The 16,742-nt window shown below is 64.9% G+C and carries 19 protein-coding genes; 11 read left to right on the top strand and 8 right to left on the bottom strand.

All coding sequences use genetic code 11. The features are described from left to right. Positions 1–130: 130 nt before the first annotated feature. The 3 genes from apaG to MFF26_RS20460 all read left to right on the top strand — a co-directional run bounded on the left by apaG (position 131) and on the right by MFF26_RS20460 (position 2,336). A complete protein-coding gene (gene apaG, locus MFF26_RS20470; protein ID WP_137828215.1) occupies positions 131–523 on the top strand; it encodes a Co2+/Mg2+ efflux facilitator ApaG/CorD in 393 nt (130 codons plus the stop codon). A 1-nt stretch (position 524) separates the two neighbouring features. Continuing rightward, on the top strand, positions 525–1,694 hold the full coding sequence (gene argE / locus MFF26_RS20465) for an acetylornithine deacetylase (protein ID WP_137828216.1): 1,170 nt from the start codon (positions 525–527) through the stop codon (positions 1,692–1,694). 165 nt (positions 1,695–1,859) lie between these two features. Beyond that, the gene (locus tag MFF26_RS20460; RefSeq protein WP_137828217.1) at positions 1,860–2,336 is read left to right on the top strand and encodes an SRPBCC family protein; all 477 of its coding nucleotides are present in this window, start codon (positions 1,860–1,862) and stop codon (positions 2,334–2,336) included. 250 nt (positions 2,337–2,586) lie between these two features. On the opposite strand, the gene MFF26_RS20455 is transcribed toward MFF26_RS20460, so the two are convergent. Next, the gene (locus MFF26_RS20455; protein ID WP_137828218.1) at positions 2,587–2,817 is read right to left on the bottom strand and encodes a BAR domain-containing protein; all 231 of its coding nucleotides are present in this window, start codon (positions 2,815–2,817) and stop codon (positions 2,587–2,589) included. Positions 2,818–2,928: 111 nt separating this feature from the next. Here MFF26_RS20455 and MFF26_RS20450 point away from each other — a divergent pair, with 111 nt between their 5' ends. Genes MFF26_RS20450 through MFF26_RS20430 form a run of 5 tightly spaced genes read left to right on the top strand, consistent with a single transcriptional unit; the run spans position 2,929 to position 6,697 of the window. Continuing rightward, complete coding sequence (locus MFF26_RS20450) at positions 2,929–3,396, top strand: TadE/TadG family type IV pilus assembly protein (RefSeq protein ID WP_137828219.1); 468 nt, start codon at positions 2,929–2,931, stop codon at positions 3,394–3,396. Next, positions 3,396–5,030, top strand: coding sequence for a TadG family pilus assembly protein (locus MFF26_RS20445; RefSeq protein WP_137828220.1), 1,635 nt, complete (start codon positions 3,396–3,398; stop codon positions 5,028–5,030). The genes MFF26_RS20450 and MFF26_RS20445 overlap by 1 nt, the downstream gene beginning before the upstream one ends. A 40-nt stretch (positions 5,031–5,070) precedes the next feature. Next, positions 5,071–5,376: a hypothetical protein gene (locus MFF26_RS20440; RefSeq protein ID WP_137828221.1), complete on the top strand. Its 306-nt coding sequence runs from the start codon at positions 5,071–5,073 to the stop codon at positions 5,374–5,376. Positions 5,377–5,379: 3 nt separating this feature from the next. Then, the gene (locus MFF26_RS20435; protein WP_137828222.1) at positions 5,380–5,718 is read left to right on the top strand and encodes a hypothetical protein; all 339 of its coding nucleotides are present in this window, start codon (positions 5,380–5,382) and stop codon (positions 5,716–5,718) included. Positions 5,719–5,776: 58 nt separating this feature from the next. Further along, the gene (locus MFF26_RS20430; protein WP_137828223.1) at positions 5,777–6,697 is read left to right on the top strand and encodes a bestrophin family protein; all 921 of its coding nucleotides are present in this window, start codon (positions 5,777–5,779) and stop codon (positions 6,695–6,697) included. Between the two features lie 4 nt (positions 6,698–6,701). On the opposite strand, the gene MFF26_RS20425 is transcribed toward MFF26_RS20430, so the two are convergent. The 4 genes from MFF26_RS20425 to motA form a co-directional block, all read right to left on the bottom strand. Then, positions 6,702–7,556 (bottom strand): formate/nitrite transporter family protein, encoded by an 855-nt coding sequence (locus MFF26_RS20425; RefSeq protein ID WP_137828224.1) that lies wholly within the window; start codon positions 7,554–7,556, stop codon positions 6,702–6,704. 103 nt (positions 7,557–7,659) lie between these two features. Continuing rightward, positions 7,660–7,959, bottom strand: coding sequence for a hypothetical protein (locus tag MFF26_RS20420; protein WP_137828225.1), 300 nt, complete (start codon positions 7,957–7,959; stop codon positions 7,660–7,662). Beyond that, entirely contained in the window at positions 7,943–8,965 is a 1,023-nt protein-coding gene (locus tag MFF26_RS20415; protein ID WP_137828226.1) for a flagellar motor switch protein FliM, read from the bottom strand. Before MFF26_RS20415 ends, MFF26_RS20420 begins: the two co-directional genes overlap by 17 nt. Positions 8,966–8,976: 11 nt before the next feature. Beyond that, positions 8,977–9,849, bottom strand: coding sequence for a flagellar motor stator protein MotA (motA, locus tag MFF26_RS20410; protein WP_137828227.1), 873 nt, complete (start codon positions 9,847–9,849; stop codon positions 8,977–8,979). Between the two features lie 218 nt (positions 9,850–10,067). Here motA and hslV point away from each other — a divergent pair, with 218 nt between their 5' ends. The 3 genes from hslV (at position 10,068) to MFF26_RS20395 (ending at position 13,017) form a co-directional block, all read left to right on the top strand. Then, on the top strand, positions 10,068–10,598 hold the full coding sequence (hslV, locus tag MFF26_RS20405) for an ATP-dependent protease subunit HslV (RefSeq protein ID WP_137828257.1): 531 nt from the start codon (positions 10,068–10,070) through the stop codon (positions 10,596–10,598). A gap of 225 nt (positions 10,599–10,823) precedes the next feature. Further along, the gene (hslU, locus tag MFF26_RS20400; protein ID WP_137828228.1) at positions 10,824–12,137 is read left to right on the top strand and encodes an ATP-dependent protease ATPase subunit HslU; all 1,314 of its coding nucleotides are present in this window, start codon (positions 10,824–10,826) and stop codon (positions 12,135–12,137) included. Positions 12,138–12,162: 25 nt separating this feature from the next. Next, positions 12,163–13,017, top strand: coding sequence for an EamA family transporter (locus MFF26_RS20395; RefSeq protein WP_137828258.1), 855 nt, complete (start codon positions 12,163–12,165; stop codon positions 13,015–13,017). A 6-nt stretch (positions 13,018–13,023) separates the two neighbouring features. On the opposite strand, the gene MFF26_RS20390 is transcribed toward MFF26_RS20395, so the two are convergent. The 3 genes from MFF26_RS20390 to MFF26_RS20380 all read right to left on the bottom strand — a co-directional run bounded on the left by MFF26_RS20390 (position 13,024) and on the right by MFF26_RS20380 (position 15,944). After that, complete coding sequence (locus tag MFF26_RS20390) at positions 13,024–13,467, bottom strand: DMT family transporter (RefSeq protein WP_137828229.1); 444 nt, start codon at positions 13,465–13,467, stop codon at positions 13,024–13,026. Between the two features lie 213 nt (positions 13,468–13,680). Further along, the gene (locus tag MFF26_RS20385) at positions 13,681–14,742 is read right to left on the bottom strand and encodes an MBL fold metallo-hydrolase (protein WP_238308497.1); all 1,062 of its coding nucleotides are present in this window, start codon (positions 14,740–14,742) and stop codon (positions 13,681–13,683) included. Between the two features lie 437 nt (positions 14,743–15,179). After that, entirely contained in the window at positions 15,180–15,944 is a 765-nt protein-coding gene (locus tag MFF26_RS20380; protein WP_137828231.1) for a hypothetical protein, read from the bottom strand. Positions 15,945–16,742: the final 798 nt, after the last annotated feature.

The raw sequence follows: 16,742 nt of genomic DNA, 5'->3' as shown, positions 1-16,742 counted from the left end.
CCGCCGGCTTACCGGCCTATTGCCCGACAGACGACGCCGCGATTGACGGGATTTCGGGCGCCACGTACCACGACCCAACGCAGATGTCGCGTCGCGGCCTGCCCCTCGTCCACGGAGACGCATTTTCGCGATGTACAAGGCCGAGACGCGCGGCATCACGGTGACGGTGGAGCCCCGCTTCGTCGAGGAAGAATCCTCGCCGGGCGAGAGCCGCTATTTCTTCGCCTATACCGTCGAGATCGTGAACAACGGCAGCGAGCAGGTGCAACTGCGCTCGCGTCATTGGCGGATCATCGACGGACGGGGTGCCTGCCAGGAAGTGCGCGGCGCCGGTGTGGTCGGCAAGCAGCCGGTGCTCGAGCCGGGGCAGTCGTTCAGCTATACCAGCGGCTGTCCGCTCACCACGCCGGACGGATTGATGGCCGGCAGCTACACCATGGCGACCATGGGGGGCGAGAGCTTCGAGGCCGAGATCCCGGCCTTCTCGCTCGACTCGCCGCATGTGCGCCGCGTCGTCCATTAGGATGGCGGGTCGGGGTCGCGTTCTCAGCGCACTCGAACTGCTGGAGCGGCTCGTCGCCTTCGACACCGAGAGTTCCCGGTCGAACATCGCGCTGATCGATTTCGTGGCCGAGTATCTCGACGGTTGGGGCGTGTCCTTTGTCCGGGTGCCGAATGCGGCCGGCGACAAGGAAGCCCTGTTCGCCACGATCGGGCCCAGCATCGACGGCGGCGTCGTGCTGTCCGGCCATACCGATGTGGTGCCGGTGACGGGCCAGAACTGGACCACCGACCCGTTCAAGCTTCGCATCGCCGATGGACGTGCCTATGGCCGCGGCGCCGTCGACATGAAGGGGTTCGACGCTCTGGCGCTGGCCCTGGTGCCGGAGGCGGTGAAAGCCGATCTCGCGCGGCCGATCCACATCCTGCTCTCCTACGACGAGGAGACGACCTGCCTCGGCGTGGCCGACACGATCGCGCGCTTCGGTGTCGACCTCCCGCGACCGGGCGCCGTCATCGTCGGCGAACCGACCGAGATGCAGGTGGCCGACGCTCACAAGAGCATCGTGACCTACCACACCACCGTGCACGGCCATGAGGCGCATTCGGCCAAGCCCATGCTCGGCGCGAACGCCGTGATGGCGGCGGCCGACCTGATCGCCGAACTCAACCGCATCGCCGACGCGATGGTGGCGCGTGGCGACGCCTCGGGCCGGTTCGATCCCCCGAACACCACGGTCCATGTCGGCACGATCCAGGGCGGCACGGCGCGCAACATCCTGCCCAAGCTCTGTGCTTTCCACTGGGAATTCCGCGGCCTGCCCGATCTCGACATGTCGGAGATCCCGGGCTTGTTCGAAGCGGCCTGCGCGCGGGTCGTCCGCGAGCGGTTGAACCGCTACGGCGATTACGGGCGCATCGAGACGATCGAGGAAGTGTCCGTTCCCGGCCTCGCCCCCGAACCCGGCTCCGCCGCCGAACAATTGGCCCTGCGGCTGTCGCGGCACAATCGGACGATCTCCGTGCCCTACGCGACGGAAGCGGGGCGCTTCCAGGGGGCTGGCATTCCAACGGTGGTGTGCGGACCGGGCTCGATCGACCAGGCGCATCAGCCGGACGAGTACATCACCCTCGATCAGCTGACCCGTGGGGAAGCGTTCATGCAGCGGCTACTGGCCGATTGCCGGACCTAGACAAGTTCTTACCCCGTCACATCAACGTGAAGTGATAATAAACTTTAGTCGAGCTTGTCCGCCTGGATGATCGCCCCAGCTTCGGACGTGCCACGGCATCCGCAGGACTCGACCGAGTTCCGAGAGACATGCCGGGCCTGGATGGAAGCTCAAGGATACGTGCCGATGACACACACGATGAAACTCGCCGCCGTCGCGGTCGCGGCGTTGGCCGCCACGCCGGCGCTCGCTCTCGAAGTCTCCAAGACGCTGACCGTCGATGCGCCCCCCGCCAAAGTGTGGCAGGTCGTCGGCGACTTCTGCGGCATCGGCCAGTGGCACCCGGCGGTCGAGAAATGCGCTCCCTCGATGAAGGACAGCAAGTCTTTGCGCACCCTGAGCCTCAAGGGCGGCGGCACGATCGTCGAGGAGCAGTTGGCCCGCGACGACAAGAAGATGGATTACGGCTATACCATTCTGGAAAGCCCGCTCCCTGTCTCCGATTACAAGTCGACCCTGGCCGTCATGCCGAACGGATCGGGCTCGAAGCTTGTGTGGTCGGGAAGCTTCAAGGCGAAGGGTGCACCGGATGCCAAAGCTGAGGAAGTCATCGGCGGCATCTACGAGGCGGGGTTGAAGGGCATCGCCGAGAAGGCCAAGTAGGCTCATCACGAGCGAGCGGCCCGGAACGGTCGCTCGCCCTCAAACCGCCGGGGGGATTGGTTCACCACGGACTGCTTGGCAGCCTTAAGCCGATCATTCTCTTCAATTGCGTCGGCAGGTTGCTCGAAACACAGCCCCCACCATGCAAGGGTCATGTGCCTCGATATCTTCGAGCACATTCGCCGTCGCGTCACACGCAGCCGGACGGGAACGATCGACCGTTCGAGCGCGTTGCAGGTTGCCAAATATATCACTGCGTCCGCCGATTGAACGCCTTCGAGGGTGCCCGGGCATAGGTTGCCTCGCGGATTGCAATATCGGCTTCGATCTTTTCATTTTCGCGTCGCTTCGGGCATTCAAGCTGCGATTGAGAAGCTATTTCCAAAAAACTGATCGAATGCATGCGCGCTGTTTGCGCCGCAACGCCACCTAAGTCGCTGACACCGGTAACGATTTTGCCGATTTTGCGGCCAGTCCGCACGGGATGCCACGTCCGTCCCTTCAGCTTCTGTCTGAATTTACACAATCAGAAATCATTAACTGATGGAAATCAGGCTCGCACAACCTGAAATCGATCCGATGTGCGCAGGCCATGACCAAAGTTCAGGCAGTCCGCAGAGCACAAACCGCGCAGCTGAAGCGCCTGAAGTCCATAAAAAGCGACGAAGATGGCGCGGTCGTCATCGAGTTCGTATTTCTTGCGCCTCTATTTCTTCTTCTGATGCTGAACATCATTACGGGCGGCATCTATATCGGCGCCTACCATACGCTACAGCATGTGACGGCTGAGGCAGCGCGAGCATCGCTCGCGGGGTCGAGCGACAGCGAGCGCCTCATTCTCGCGCAGCAGAGCATCAATACGGGCTTGTCGAACGGCTATCTGGTCAAAGCTCAGGCCGTCAAATTGCAGATCGGATCCACCGGACAAAGTCAGCCGACGTATCGCGTGGCTCTGAGCTTCGATGCGAATACGCTCGGGCTGTCGAATGTGCCCGGCTTCGCGATCGTCGCGCCGGCGACGCTCACCGCCTCCTACGATGTGCGCCCTGGGGGCATGTGATGCGCTTCGCCTCCGACGAACGGGGCTCGGTCATGGTCATGGCCGCGTTCAGCCTCACCATGATGCTCGGCGTTGCGGCGATCGGGCTCGATCTCGGACTCCTCTACAACGTCAAGCGCAAGGATCAGGGGGCGGTCGATCTCGCGGCCCTCAACGCGGCGAGCGACATCAAGCAGGCGGAGGCCGCAGCGCGAAAGTCGTTGTCCGACAATCGTTACGATCAGGCGCGAGACATCACCGTCCTTGTCGGCACCTATGCGCGCCGCAACGACGGCTCGCCGGCCGGCCAATTCGTGGCCGGTGGCGCATCCCCCAATGCCGTCCGCGTTTCCATGACGACGGCGAAACCCACGATCTTCGCCCGGATGATCGGGTGGGCGAGTACCCTGAATGTCGGCGTCACCAGCACCGCCGTCACCACGCGGTTCGCCTCTTTCAGCCTCGGATCGGGCGTCGCGTCGCTCAATGCCGGCATCGCGAATGCGCTGCTCGGCTCGATGCTGGGGACGAACCTGTCGCTGAGCGTGCTGGATTACGACGCTTTGCAATCGACCCATGTCGACGCCCTGCGCTTTCTCGATTCTCTGGCCACGAAGATTAACTTGCAGGCCGCGAGCTACAACGATCTTCTCGTCGCCTCCGCTCGCCCAAGTGAAATTCTTTCGGCGCTGGCCTCGACTGCACCGGCCGGAGCCGCCAGCGACGCGCTCCGGCGCCTGTCGCTCGTCGCAAACGGTGACGCCCGCCGCATTCAGGTGAACCAATTTCTCGATCTCGGCGATGCCGCGACGCTCTCCATGGCGCGGGGCAGTCAGGGGCCGACGATCGAGACGCTTGCCACGGTTTCGGCCTTGGCCTCCATCGCCAATGGCGAGCGCATCGCCACGGCCGATCTCGGCGCCACGATCCCGGGTCTGCCCAAGCTCCGGATTTCGACCCGTGTGGGCCAGCGGCGTCAGAGCTCCGGCTGGGTCGCCGTCGGAAGCCCGAAGGCGATTTTGCGCGCGGCGCAGGTGCGGGTGCTGCTGGAGGCGGAGATCAGCGCCCCCTTGAATCTCGGCAGCCTGTTGCTGCCGATCTATGCCGAGACCGGCTACGCCCAGGCCACCCTGAAATCCGTGTCGTGTCCCGCCGGATCGACCCGGCAGCGGACGATGGATCTCGACGTGCAACCCGGGCTCTTCAGCCTCGCCCTCGCCGACATCTCCGCCTCCGACCTCGCTTCGGACAACACCCCGCCGGGCGTGGACCGGCCGGCGACACTGCTTTCACTGAAGCTGCCACCCCTCTCGATCCGGGCCAAGGCAAGTGTGAAGACAGGGAGCCCGCGGACGCAGACCGTCTCGTTCAACGAGGACGACATTGCCCGCAACCGGCCGCGCACGGTGGTCAGCACGGACATGATCGGCTCGACGGTCGGCACCCTGATGAGCAACACCGATCTCGACATCAATGGAACGAGCGTGGTTCCGCTGACGGCGCTGCGTCCGCTGCTGACCGCGACGCTGAGCGCCGCCGCCGCGCCGCTCGACCTCGTGCTCGATTCGACCCTGCGGGCGCTCGGCATGCGTCTTGGCAGCGCCACCGTGACCGCCGAGGGCGCGCGGTGTGAGCAGGCAGTGCTGGTTCAGTAGCCGCTCATCGACAACGAGAAGATTTGGCAGAGGGGGCACGATGTCCGCGTCGGAGACGATCCACATCTTCGCCATCGACGAAGTTCTGAAGGTCAGCCTGATCGATGGCGGCGACACCCTGGCCGTGCAGCTGCGCGACACAGCGGGCGACGAAGTCGCCATTCTCCTCTCCGTCGCGGTCGCCGAAGGCCTGAATGCGCAGGTCCAGGCGAACCTACGAGAAACGGCGCACCGCCCCAATCGAACGCGTCCCAAGGCGGATTTGCCCGCGGGCGGACACCGCTCTTGTGCGAGGATCGACGACGCTCCGATCACCCACCTTCCATCGAATCTGGTCGGGGCTTGAGCGATGTCGCGGACCAGTCTGCATCCCCTCGGCATGATTTGGTATGATGAGCAGGATTACCTCCAGCTACGCGGCCTGATGATTGACGCCGAGACGCTCCCGCCCACCTATGAAGTGTGGCTGCGGCAGGCCCTTCAGGCGGAGCGCGCCGCTCTCGGGATCGGCGTGCCGGTCGTTCGCGCGACGGTGCGATCGGCGAACTTTCTGGCTTGGTGCTCCGATCACCGAGCGCGACCGGATCGGGAGGGCCGCAGCCAGTTCGCGTTCGATTACGCCCACGACCTCTTCACCGGCCGATTGCGCGAAGTGGCTGCGGTTCGCATCACTCCCGAAGCCCATTAGGTCCGATGCGGGGCGTCGCGGCGTTGCGTCCCGTGGCCGGATCGCGGACAGACGCGGCATGATCGTCCGTCCGCGTCCCAGCCTCTTCACCATCCTGTTTGCCCTTCGCGGCTCGATTCTGCCGAAGGTAGCCCCGAAGGTGATCGCGATCACGGCCTTGGCCTGTCTCGTGGTGGGTCTTGAACAGCGTCACGCGGAGTGGTTTCCGGTCACCGCCGGCATCGGCCCCTTCACCCTGGTCGGCCTCGCCCTCTCGATCTTCCTCAGCTTCCGCAACGGCGCCTGCTACGACCGCTGGTGGGAGGCACGCCGGGCCTGGGGCACGCTCATCGTCGAGATGCGGGCGCTGGCGCGGTTGATTCCGGCGCTGCTGCCCGAAGCCCGCCACGCGGATCTGCGTCGCCGGATCTTGCGGCGGACGGTCGGGTTCGCCCAGGCACTGCATGCGCGCCTGCGCGATTTGGATGAAGCGGGAGCGGCCGAGCCCTGGTTGCCGCCCCATGAGAGCCTCTCCCTCACGGACCGACCCAGCGCCGCCGACGCCGCCCTCACCGGGCTGACCCATGACCTCGCCTCGGCCCTGCATACCGGTGCCTTCGGCGAAGTGACCTTCGCAACGCTTGAGCACAAGATCGCAAGCCTCGCGGCCATCCAGGCGACCTGCGAGCGCATCCAGGGGACGCCGCTCCCCTTCGCCTACACGCTGCTGCTCTACCGGACGGCCTGGCTCTACTGCCTGCTGCTGCCGTTCGGATTGGCGGGCTCCCTCGGCTGGTCGACACCGATCGTGGCCGCCCTCGTGGCCTACGCCTTCTTCGGCCTCGATGCTCTGGGCGACGAATTGGAGGAGCCGTTCGGTACCGACGCCAACGATCTCCCCCTCGACGCCCTGTTGCACGCTGCCACCGCTCCGGTTCTCGATGCGCTGGGCGAGGCCCGTCGGGAGGCGCCGCGGGCGGAGCGCTTCACCCTGCGCTGACGGATCAGGCGTCGCTGCGCCGGTTTCCTTCCATGTCGGGCACGACCTGTCCGAAATTCAGCACCGACACCAGGGTGACGCCGCCGAGCACGTTGCCGATCAAGGTCGGCACGAAGAAGCCGGTCACGTAGGTGGGGAAACTGATCTCGCCGATGGCGACGAGGTAATAGGCATCGACCGATCCGGCGACGATGTGGGCGAGCCCGCACATCGAGACGAGCCACGTCATCAGGATGATGATGAACGGCGCCGCCGAGCCCGTCGCCGGGAGGATCCAGACCATCAGGGCGATGAGCCAGCCCGCGAACACCGCCTTGATGACGGTCGTCCAAAACGGGTCCTCGATGGTGTGGCGGCTGATCTCGGCGAAGGCCTTGCGCACCTCCGGTTGGAAGGCATCGGTATGGGCAAGCACCGAGGCGATGACGAAGGTGGCCAGAATGTTGCCGACCAGCACGATGGCCCAGAGCCGGATGACCCGCATCAGCGATGCGACGGTGCGGTCGGTCAGGAGCGGAAGGATCGGTGTGACGGTATTCTCGGTGAAGAGCTGCTGGCGGCCGAGCACGACAATGAGGAAGCCGATCGAGTAACCCATGCTGAGAACCAGCTCGGCCCAGGGCTCGTGCGGCAGATGGCCTTTCAGCACGCCCGGCACGATCAGCGAGAAGCCCATGGTCAGCCCCGCGGCGAAGGCCGAGAGGGAGAGAGCCAGCGTGGTGCGGCGCAGTTCCTCCTCGCCCTCCCGGCGGATGATCTCGTGCAGGATCAGTGCGTCCGGGCGATGACCTTTCTCGACCTGCGCGTCGTCCTTCTCGCGCTTCTCCGCCCCGTGGTTGCGGTGCTCGTCTTCGGACATGCGGCTCTCGGCCCTGGCTTGGCCATGTTCAACGTCTGGAAGCCAAACCACGCTCCAAGCTGACGAAATTTTGTTGCACGTCGCCGATGCGGCGCACCTCCCGTCAGGCCCGCGGCTCGCTGCGCGCCGCCAGCAACGCTGCGCGCGATGCCTCGAGATCGGCCAAGGCTGCCCGCGCCTCTTCGATCTTGAGGCTCAGTGCTTCGAGAATTTCGCGCCCCTCCCCGGAGAAGCTGCGCACGGCCTCGCCGGCCTGGGTCAGGACGAGTCCCGATGCCGCCACCGCGGCGCCGTACTCGGCCTGCGCCCGATCGAGCCGTTTGAGCTTCAGATACATCGGCACCACGCAAGCGCTCGTCGCCACGAGGGCGAGGAGCAGCACGCCGTCAACCAAGGAGTCCATCGCGTCCCTCCTTCTCGGGATTGATCGCCTCCTCCACCCGCAGAACGTAGCTACCCTGCGATTGGCCCGCCCGGCACCAGAACAGCGGACGGTCATTGCCTTCGAGCTTGATCCGCGTGGCCGGCGTCGCGTCGAGCGCGATCACCTGCCCGACCTGCAGGCCGGCGATCTCGCCGAGCGTCAGGTGGCGTTCCTCCAGCACGGCCCGCAGGCTCACGACGGTTTTCTGCACCTCCGCCGAGATCTGCTGGGCCCAGCGCGGATCGCGGGCGGAGGATTCGCCGGTCAACACCTTGCCGAGGGCCGGGCGGAGCGGGTTGAGCACCGTCTGCGGGATGATGAGGAACATCTCGCCGCCGCGGTTCAGCGCCTGCAGCAGGAACTTGGCCTGCACCGACTTCGCCGAGCGCCGGCCGATGATGGCGAATTCCATGCGCGTCTCCATCCGTTCCAGGCGGAACGGAGTCTGCGAGACGAGGCCGAAGGAGGATTCGAGTGCTTTTCCGATCTGCTCGAACACCATCTGCGCGAGGCGCAGCTCGATGGCGGAGAAGTTGCGCTCCTCCTCCACCGGTGGCTCGGAACCGTCGGAGCCGAACAGCACCTCGACCATCGTGTAGATGAAGTCGCGGTCGAGCCCGACCACGATATGCCCATCCCACCCCGGCACGTAGAAGATGCCGACGACCGCGTTGGCCTCGTATTCGTCGAGCATCTCGCCGAACCGCCCGCTCTCGATCCCGCTGAGGGAGTAGAAGGTGGACGAGGCGGCCAGGTGCTTGAGCGCATCGCTGCAGGCGGTGGCGAGCCGGTCGAACACCACATGCAGCATCGGCAGCCGGTCGAGCGACAGACCGCCGGCCTCCTGAATGCGGGAGCGAATATCGACGGCAGGCTTCGACGCGACGGCCTGCAGCAGGGCGTCGAGGGCGGGCTGGGGCTGCGATGGCACCTTGTCGAACGGAATATCATCGATCGACATCTGGTCGAGGAACGTGTCGTCCATGGCGAGGCCCCTCAAGCGGCGGCGGGGGCGCGTCCGCCCGCCAGGGTTGCGGCCTCCACCTCGTCGATGGTCGGACGCTCGGCACCCGCGATGCCTTTGCGGCCATGCTCGATGGCCACCTGGGGCAATGCGCCGTTCATGTACGCGATGAGGGTCTGCTTGATGATCGTGTAGGGCGCGCATTGCCGCTCCCGCACACCCTTCACCTTGATGGCGAGGGGGGCCACCACGCCGTAGGACGCGAAGACGCCGAAGAAGGTCCCCACCAATGCCGCGCCGATGAGGCCGCCGAGGATCTGCGGCGACTGGTCGAGGGCGCCCATCGCCTTTACGATCCCGAGCACCGCCGCGACGATACCGAGGGCGGGCAAAGCCTCGGCGACCGTATTGAGCGCGCCGTAGGGCTTGAGCTTGTATTTCTTGTAAGTCCCAATCTCCTCCTCCATCAGCGCCTCGATCTCGTGCGAGCGGGCATTGCCGATGAGGATCAGGCGACAATAGTCGCAGATGAACATGACGAGATCCGGATGCTTGGTGATGTCCGGGAAATTTTTGAAGATCTCGGAATTGGCCGGATCGTCGAAATGCGGCTCGACCTCGTTGCGCGGCTTGGCTCTCAATTCGCGCAACAGAGCGTGCAGCAGGCCCAGCAGCGACAGAAAATCCTGCCGTTTGGGGCCCTTGTCGGTGAAGGCCTCCATGGTCGCCTTCCCGGAATCCATCACGACCTTCAGCGGGTTGGCGATGACGAACGTGCCCGCCGCCATGCCGCCGATGATGACGAATTCCCAGGGCTGCCAGATGACGATGAGGTGGCCGCCCATGGCCATGAAGCCGCCGAGCATGCAACCGATGGCGATGACAAGGCCGACGATGATTCCCATGCACTCGTTCCGCGGATGGCCGGCGATGCTCAATCGGCCCTTGGCGGATGCGGATAGCCGGGCACGCTTGCGCGGGGCTTTGTCGGACGAATGCGCCTTCGCCGAACGACCTCGCATGCCGCCTTGGAGACGGGCCCGCGAGCGCATACGTCAGGCGCGACGTTGGAATGACGAACCGGAGCGCTTCCTTGCCCCACGCCGATGACGGCCCCGCCCAGATGCACGCCACGACGATCCTGATGGTCCGCAAGGGCGGACGGGTGGTGATCGGTGGCGACGGACAGGTCAGCCTGGGCCAGACCATCGTGAAGGGCAATGCCCGCAAGGTCCGGCGGCTGGCCAAGGGCAGCGTCATCGGTGGCTTCGCCGGCGCAACGGCCGATGCCTTCACCCTGTTCGAGCGGCTGGAAGCGAAGCTCGAACAATATCCGGGGCAGCTCACCCGAGCCTGCGTAGAGCTCACCAAGGATTGGCGCACCGACCGCTATCTGCGTCGGCTGGAAGCGATGATGCTGGTGGCCGACAAGGACGTCAGCCTGCTTCTCTCCGGATCCGGCGACGTGCTCGAGCCCGAGAGCGGTGTCATGGCGATCGGCTCCGGCGGCAATTATGCCCTCGCCGCCGCCCGCGCCCTTGAGGAAGGCGATCTCGACGCCGAAGCCATCGTCCGCCGGTCGATGCGGATCGCCGCCGAGATCTGCGTCTACACCAACGGCAACCTCGTCATCGAAGCGCTCGACGTCGGTTGATCGGCGCGCTGGGCCATCCGGGTCCACACGAAACCGGGCATCCATTTCGAACGCCAACGCCCTCTTCGGCCGCTCGACACCCCCGATCGCCCACGCCGCCGGATGGCCTCGAACCGCGACTGACGCGAACCGAACCGAAACCGCCCCGCCGCCCGCGTCTGGAAAGCGCCCGGTGGCACGCATAGATCGAAGCTCGGCGCCCCCTCGCCGCAGACCTGGAGTCCGATGACCACCTTCTCCCCCCGCGAGATCGTCTCCGAGCTCGACCGCTTCATCGTCGGCCAGAAGGATGCCAAGCGCGCGGTTGCTATCGCGCTGCGCAACCGCTGGCGCCGCCAGCAATTGAAGGGTCCCCTGCGCGAGGAGGTGGCGCCCAAGAACATCCTGATGATCGGACCCACCGGCTGCGGCAAGACCGAGATCGCCCGTCGGCTGGCGCGGCTGGCCAACGCGCCCTTCCTCAAGATCGAGGCGACGAAGTTCACCGAGGTCGGCTATGTCGGCCGCGATGTGGAGCAGATCGTGCGCGACCTCGTCGAGGTCGGCATCGGCCTGACTCGCGAGGAGAAGCGCAAGGCCGTGAAGGCCAAGGCGGAGGCGGCCGCCGAAGCGCGCATCCTCGACGCCCTGGTCGGTTCCACGGCGAGTCAGACGACCCGCGAGAGCTTCCGCAAGAAGCTTCGGGCGAGCGAACTCGACGACAAGGAAGTCGAGATCGAACTTGCGCCGAGCGGCCAGCAGGGCATGCCGATGTTCGAGATCCCCGGCGTGCCCGGCGCCTCCATGGGGGCGATCAATCTGAACGACATGCTCGGAAAGGCTCTGGGCGGGCAGAGGGGCAAACCGCGGCGGATGACGGTCGCCGATGCCTACGCGCCGCTGATCGCCGAAGAATCCGACAAACTGGTGGACGACGATGCGCTGATCCGCGAGGCCGTGCGCGAGGTCGAGGACAATGGCATCGTCTTCCTCGACGAGATCGACAAGATCTGCGCCCGCGAGGGCCGCTCCGGCGCAGACGTCTCCCGCGAGGGCGTCCAGCGCGATCTGCTGCCGCTGATCGAGGGCACCACGGTCGCCACCAAGCACGGGCCGGTCAAGACGGACCACATCCTGTTCATCGCATCGGGCGCCTTCCATGTCTCGAAGCCGTCCGATCTCCTGCCGGAGTTGCAGGGGCGATTGCCGATCCGTGTCGAGCTGCAACCGCTGACGGTGGATGATTTCAAGCAGATCCTGACCGCGACCGAGGCGAGCCTCCTCAAGCAGACGGTCGCTCTGATGGAGACCGAAGGCGTCACGCTCGATTTCACCGACGATTCCGTCGATGCTCTTGCCCGCGTCGCGGTCGAGGTGAACGGATCCGTCGAAAATATCGGCGCCCGCCGCCTCCAGACGGTGCTGGAGCGGGTGATCGACGACATCTCCTTCACCGCCACGGATCGCTCCGGCGAGACCGTGCGGATCGATGCGGCCTATGTCCGTGATCGCGTCGAGGATCTGGCGGCGAATGCCGATCTGAGCCGGTTCATCCTGTGAAGAGGCCGTGATCCGACCGGATTCGATGCCGGAGAAGCCGGGCGGAACACTGCTTCCCATAGCGGCGCTCATCGCCGCGATGGTCTCGATCCAGACCGGGGCCGCCTTCGCCAAGCACCTCTTCCCCGTCATCGGGCCGGAGGGAACGACCGCGTTGCGGGTCGGCTTCGCAGCCGTGATCCTGCTCGCCCTCCTGCGGCCCTGGCAACGCAGCCTGACCCTGCGGGACACGGGGGCGGTGGCACTGTACGGCGCGGCGCTCGGGCTGATGAACTGTCTGTTCTATCTATCGCTGCGCACCGTGCCGCTCGGCATTGCCGTGGCGATCGAGTTCACCGGTCCGCTGGCCGTCGCTCTCTGGGGCTCCCGGCACCCGTCCGACTTCCTCTGGATCGGGCTCGCCCTCCTCGGCCTGGTTCTGCTGCTTCCGCTGAGTGAGGCTTCCGGCGTCGATCCCGTCGGCGCGGCGCTGGCGCTCGCGGCCGGGGTGGCGTGGGCGCTCTACATCGTGTTCGGTCAGGCGGCGGGCCGGGCCGGCGGCTCGTCGGCGGTGGCGCTCGGCATGACGGTGGCGGCCCTGCTCGTCGTGCCGGTTGGGATCGTGCAAGCGGGCGCCGATCTCCTGATGCCGTCGACGCTCGCGGCGGGGCTCGCCGTCGCCCTCTTGTCGAGTGCCCTGCCCTATTCGCTGGAAATGTTCGCGCTGACCCGCATGCCGCGGCCGGTCTTCGGTGTGCTGATGAGCCTGGAACCGGCCATCGCCGCACTGGCCGCCCTCCCGCTCCTCGGCGAGCGGCTCAGCCCGCTTCAGGGTTTTGCGATCCTCTGCATCAGCGCGGCCTCCATCGGTATGGCAATCGGCACGAGACGCGGCGGCTGAGGCCGCTCACCGCCGGATCAGCACCACGCCGCCGACGAGCAGGGCGATACCGAGCAAGCGCGTGGCATCGAGCGGTTGCCGTTCGAGACCGAGCAGGCCGAAATGGTCGAATCCGGCGGAGGCGAGCATCTGCCCGGTCACAACAAGCGCGATGAAGGTCGCCGCACCGAGCTGCGGCACCAGCACGATCGCGAGTCCGATGAAGATCGCCCCGAACAGCCCGCCGCTCCAGGCCCACCACGGCACCCGCAGCATCACGCCGGCCGAAGGCGGCGGATCGCGCAAGATCACGGCGAGGAACGCCATGCAGGCCAGTCCAACGAAGTAGCTCGCGAAGCCCGACCAAGCTGCGGAAGACAGGGCCGCGCGCAGATTGGCGTTGAGGATCTGTTGCGTGACGACGCTGATGCCGGCGAGAACCGCGAGGCCAGTGGGAATGAGGAGGAGCATCGGCTGAACCCCTGACCCCGCCGCCGGGGCAACTGATTGCGCTCAGCCTCGACAATCACCCACATCCCATGCCGTCAATTGCGTCGACAGGTGGGGACGAAACAGATCCAGCATGATCGATGCGGCTCGACCGAGACTACCGGGCGGTGATCCGGCGCGGCGCCTCGATTCGAAGTGTGGACCTTTAGGAACGGGCTGCGCGGGTGCGGTGCGCTACCCCTCCCACACTTGACCGGGACGCAGGGCCAAGAATCGCGCCGCCGGCAGTCCGGTTGCCGTGAGCGCCTCTGCGAGCGCCTCCACCGGGCGCTCGATACCCTCATCGGTGAGGCGGAAGGTGCCCCAGTGATGACCGAGCGCTTGATCGGCCCCGAGCAGAGAGAAAGCCTCCACGGCGTCGGCGGGGTTCATGTGCTGAGGCTGCATGAACCAGCGCGGCTCGTAGGCGCCGATCGGCAGGGTCGCGAGTCGCGGCGGTCCGAACCGGGCGCGGATCTCGCGGAAGATGGCCCCATCGCCGAGACCGGTATCGCCGACATGGTAATGGACGCCCCGCGGCGTGGTGAGGAGAAAGGCACACCACAGGGCCATGCGCCGATCGTTGAGCCCCCGCGCCGACCAATGATGGGCCGGCGTGAGATGTGCGGTGATGCCGCCGCCGAGATCGACCGTTCCACCCCAGTCGCGGGTCTCGACGTGCATGGTGTCATCGTAGCTGCGCAGGATCGCGTCGTTGCCGAGGGGCGCCACGATCAGCGGCTGGTGATCCTGCCACAGCCGGGCCATGACCGGGCCGTCGAGATGGTCGAAGTGATTGTGCGTGATCAGCACCGCATCGATCGGCGGAAGATCACCGTAGACGATGCCCGGCGGGTTGACGCGCTTGGGCCCGGCGAAGCGGACCGGGCTCGCCCGACGGGAGAAGACCGGATCGACGAGGATGTTGCGACCGGCGATCTGGAACAGGTAGCTCGCATGCCCGATCAGGACCACGCGAAACCCTTCGACCCGCTGCGGCGGCTTGTCCGGCGGGAAGGGGCTGGGAAAGCTGTGCGGCCACGCCTCCCGCGTACCCTTCATGCGCCAGCGGGCGAGATCGGACAGATCCTTGTCGGGCGGCTGGTCCGGCGCATGGAAGCGCAACCCGTCGAAGTGATCGCTCTTCGGACCCTGGTAGTACGGATTCTTGCCGCGCCGTCGCGCGGCATAGCCGACGCCGCCGAGGGTCATCACCGTGGCCGCACTGGCGACCGTGAGCAGGCCACGCTTCTTCATACTGTCGAGATGGCTCACGGAGCCGTCGCGATCAAGCGCGGCGCGGAGCCTCATCGGAAACAAGAGGGTCAACGGGGTCGGGGTCAGCCAATCCTCTCAGCGCTGATCGCTCAGCGGCGACTCCAGGCACGGGCAGCACTAACTTCACGCCTGAATGTTACCACGACCTCTGAATTTCGCTCACATGCGAACCGCTGCCCGCAACGAAAACTTATAATGATATAAAATAACTTTATTTGTTTGCAATTTAATAAATATCATGGCCTGCAATCAATCAAATAGCCTGAAACGCAGGCCGATCATGGGATGATCATAGCGAAATATTCGAGCAAATTTCCAGAGCATCATGCCGGATATTTGACACAACATGATGCTCTGGATGATCGTGCGGCATTGGCTTTTTTTGAAAGCCGGCACTCACCTCTCGGGCGGGTGCGCTAGACCCCGCGCCCCTGCGTGACCGTGATCTCGTGGATGTCGTCGCCAACCGGAACCGTGATGACGTAAGCCTTGGCGACGTTGCCAGCACCGGCCGGAGGCTCGATGTGGAGTTGCCCGCCAATCCACTCCGTCGGCATCACTGTGTTGTCTTTGATCACGTTCTGCTCGAGGGCCGCAAGATTGACCTGTCCGGCCGCAACTGCGCCACCAATCATCGCGGCATTATGTGCATCGGCCCGCGCACCGTTGATGGCGCCGGCGATTGGGCTGTAACGCCCGCTGCTTGTGTAGCTCGACTGTTGGGCCGCGTAAGCATTGCCGGCCGCTGCAGCGCCGATAAGAATTGCTCCGACCACCTGCCGTGTGCGCTCTTCGGAAACGAGCTGTTCATAGGGCACGATCGCCATGCTTTTCGATGGCGTGCCGTCCTGGATCTGCACGGCGCTGACATTGGAGACACGAAAATCGCTTGGGATCTTGCCGTTGTTTTGAATTCCAACGACGAAGACTGGCCGACTACCACTCGCGATTGCCCGGGATGCCGACGTAACGATGACGGTCGAATTTTTTTTCTTTGAAATAACTGCGTTACGTCCATCGCGAACAACTGATTGCTGCTGAGGTCCGGCACTGAACGCTACTTTTTCAGTTGGAACGCAGGCAGCCGTCATCGTCGCGAGCAAAGCGCCCGCTAAACAAACCCGAAAGTTCATTAAAATCCCCCTTTGAGCGGTCGTTGCCGCCGATACATTGTTCAGCACGCCACCGGATCGGCGTCTATCTCACCCAGAGTGACCCGATCTACAATACTGATTAAGTGTTGCAGTCCGGCAACTGCACAACCGCACGGTAGCGTTTCCGGAGCGAAATTCGGAGGCGAGAGAGGTCGTGGTCGTGCCGAGCCATGCGACTGCCACCGCCGCTTGATTTGAGTATGTACGAGTTCAAGACTTGATGATGTGAATGTTACCCGCATAGGGGCGGATCATGGCGCATCGAACTCAAGGACGGCTACAGGGTGACGTTGATGGACGTAAAGCCCCGAAGCATGACATGGCACTCGCCGGAATCTGGCGACACCTTCGACCTGACGCGCTGCCCCTGACACGGCGACGGCAATTTGCGTTGCTTCTGCAGAAGATGAGCGTTCGACGAGATCCAGCAGGACGACATCCGGAGCGCATTCGCCAAACGTAAATCGCCGGATTCGTCCTGCGCGATTCAGTCGTTGCCGGCAGCATAAGGAGCGCCCGGCATCACCCCGTCATCCTCGCTCAGTGTTTAAGTCGAACCTCGTTCGCCTCATCGGCACGCGAGGTTGCTGCATCGGCGGCGACCTCATCGGTGACGACCAGATCCATTGTCTTGCTGAAGCCAGAGCCGACGACACATGTGTCATGACACAGATCCCGACCTCACGCCCGGGGCCGGCATATTCGGTTCTCGCCAATGGGCTGACTATAGACTCACCGAAAGGCGTAACCGACGAGCAGAAAGGCACTAGAGAATGGTGCCGCAAGAGGGATTCGAACCCCCGACCCCCTCATTACGAAACACGG

This window comes from Methylorubrum suomiense, assembly GCF_022179765.1.
In the GTDB taxonomy this organism is placed as follows: Bacteria; Pseudomonadota; Alphaproteobacteria; order Rhizobiales; family Beijerinckiaceae; genus Methylobacterium; species Methylobacterium suomiense.
This window is presented reverse-complemented; position numbering and strand designations above follow the sequence as displayed.

Bases quoted from the DNA above. Each gene is read 5' to 3' on its own strand.
- apaG (WP_137828215.1), top strand. From the start codon at position 131: ATGTACAAGGCCGAGACGCGCGGCATCACGGTGACGGTGGAGCCCCGC.
- MFF26_RS20425 (WP_137828224.1), bottom strand. From the start codon at position 7,556: ATGTCCGAAGACGAGCACCGCAACCACGGGGCGGAGAAGCGCGAGAAG.
- MFF26_RS20395 (WP_137828258.1), top strand. From the start codon at position 12,163: ATGCCGGAGAAGCCGGGCGGAACACTGCTTCCCATAGCGGCGCTCATC.
- MFF26_RS20430 (WP_137828223.1), top strand. From the start codon at position 5,777: ATGATCGTCCGTCCGCGTCCCAGCCTCTTCACCATCCTGTTTGCCCTT.
- MFF26_RS20385 (WP_238308497.1), bottom strand. From the start codon at position 14,742: ATGAAGAAGCGTGGCCTGCTCACGGTCGCCAGTGCGGCCACGGTGATG.
- argE (WP_137828216.1), top strand. From the start codon at position 525: ATGGCGGGTCGGGGTCGCGTTCTCAGCGCACTCGAACTGCTGGAGCGG.
- MFF26_RS20450 (WP_137828219.1), top strand. From the start codon at position 2,929: ATGACCAAAGTTCAGGCAGTCCGCAGAGCACAAACCGCGCAGCTGAAG.
- MFF26_RS20390 (WP_137828229.1), bottom strand. From the start codon at position 13,467: ATGCTCCTCCTCATTCCCACTGGCCTCGCGGTTCTCGCCGGCATCAGC.
- MFF26_RS20420 (WP_137828225.1), bottom strand. From the start codon at position 7,959: ATGGACTCCTTGGTTGACGGCGTGCTGCTCCTCGCCCTCGTGGCGACG.
- MFF26_RS20415 (WP_137828226.1), bottom strand. From the start codon at position 8,965: ATGGACGACACGTTCCTCGACCAGATGTCGATCGATGATATTCCGTTC.
- MFF26_RS20460 (WP_137828217.1), top strand. From the start codon at position 1,860: ATGACACACACGATGAAACTCGCCGCCGTCGCGGTCGCGGCGTTGGCC.
- MFF26_RS20445 (WP_137828220.1), top strand. From the start codon at position 3,396: ATGCGCTTCGCCTCCGACGAACGGGGCTCGGTCATGGTCATGGCCGCG.
- hslV (WP_137828257.1), top strand. From the start codon at position 10,068: ATGCACGCCACGACGATCCTGATGGTCCGCAAGGGCGGACGGGTGGTG.
- MFF26_RS20435 (WP_137828222.1), top strand. From the start codon at position 5,380: ATGTCGCGGACCAGTCTGCATCCCCTCGGCATGATTTGGTATGATGAG.
- MFF26_RS20440 (WP_137828221.1), top strand. From the start codon at position 5,071: ATGTCCGCGTCGGAGACGATCCACATCTTCGCCATCGACGAAGTTCTG.
- hslU (WP_137828228.1), top strand. From the start codon at position 10,824: ATGACCACCTTCTCCCCCCGCGAGATCGTCTCCGAGCTCGACCGCTTC.
- motA (WP_137828227.1), bottom strand. From the start codon at position 9,849: ATGGGAATCATCGTCGGCCTTGTCATCGCCATCGGTTGCATGCTCGGC.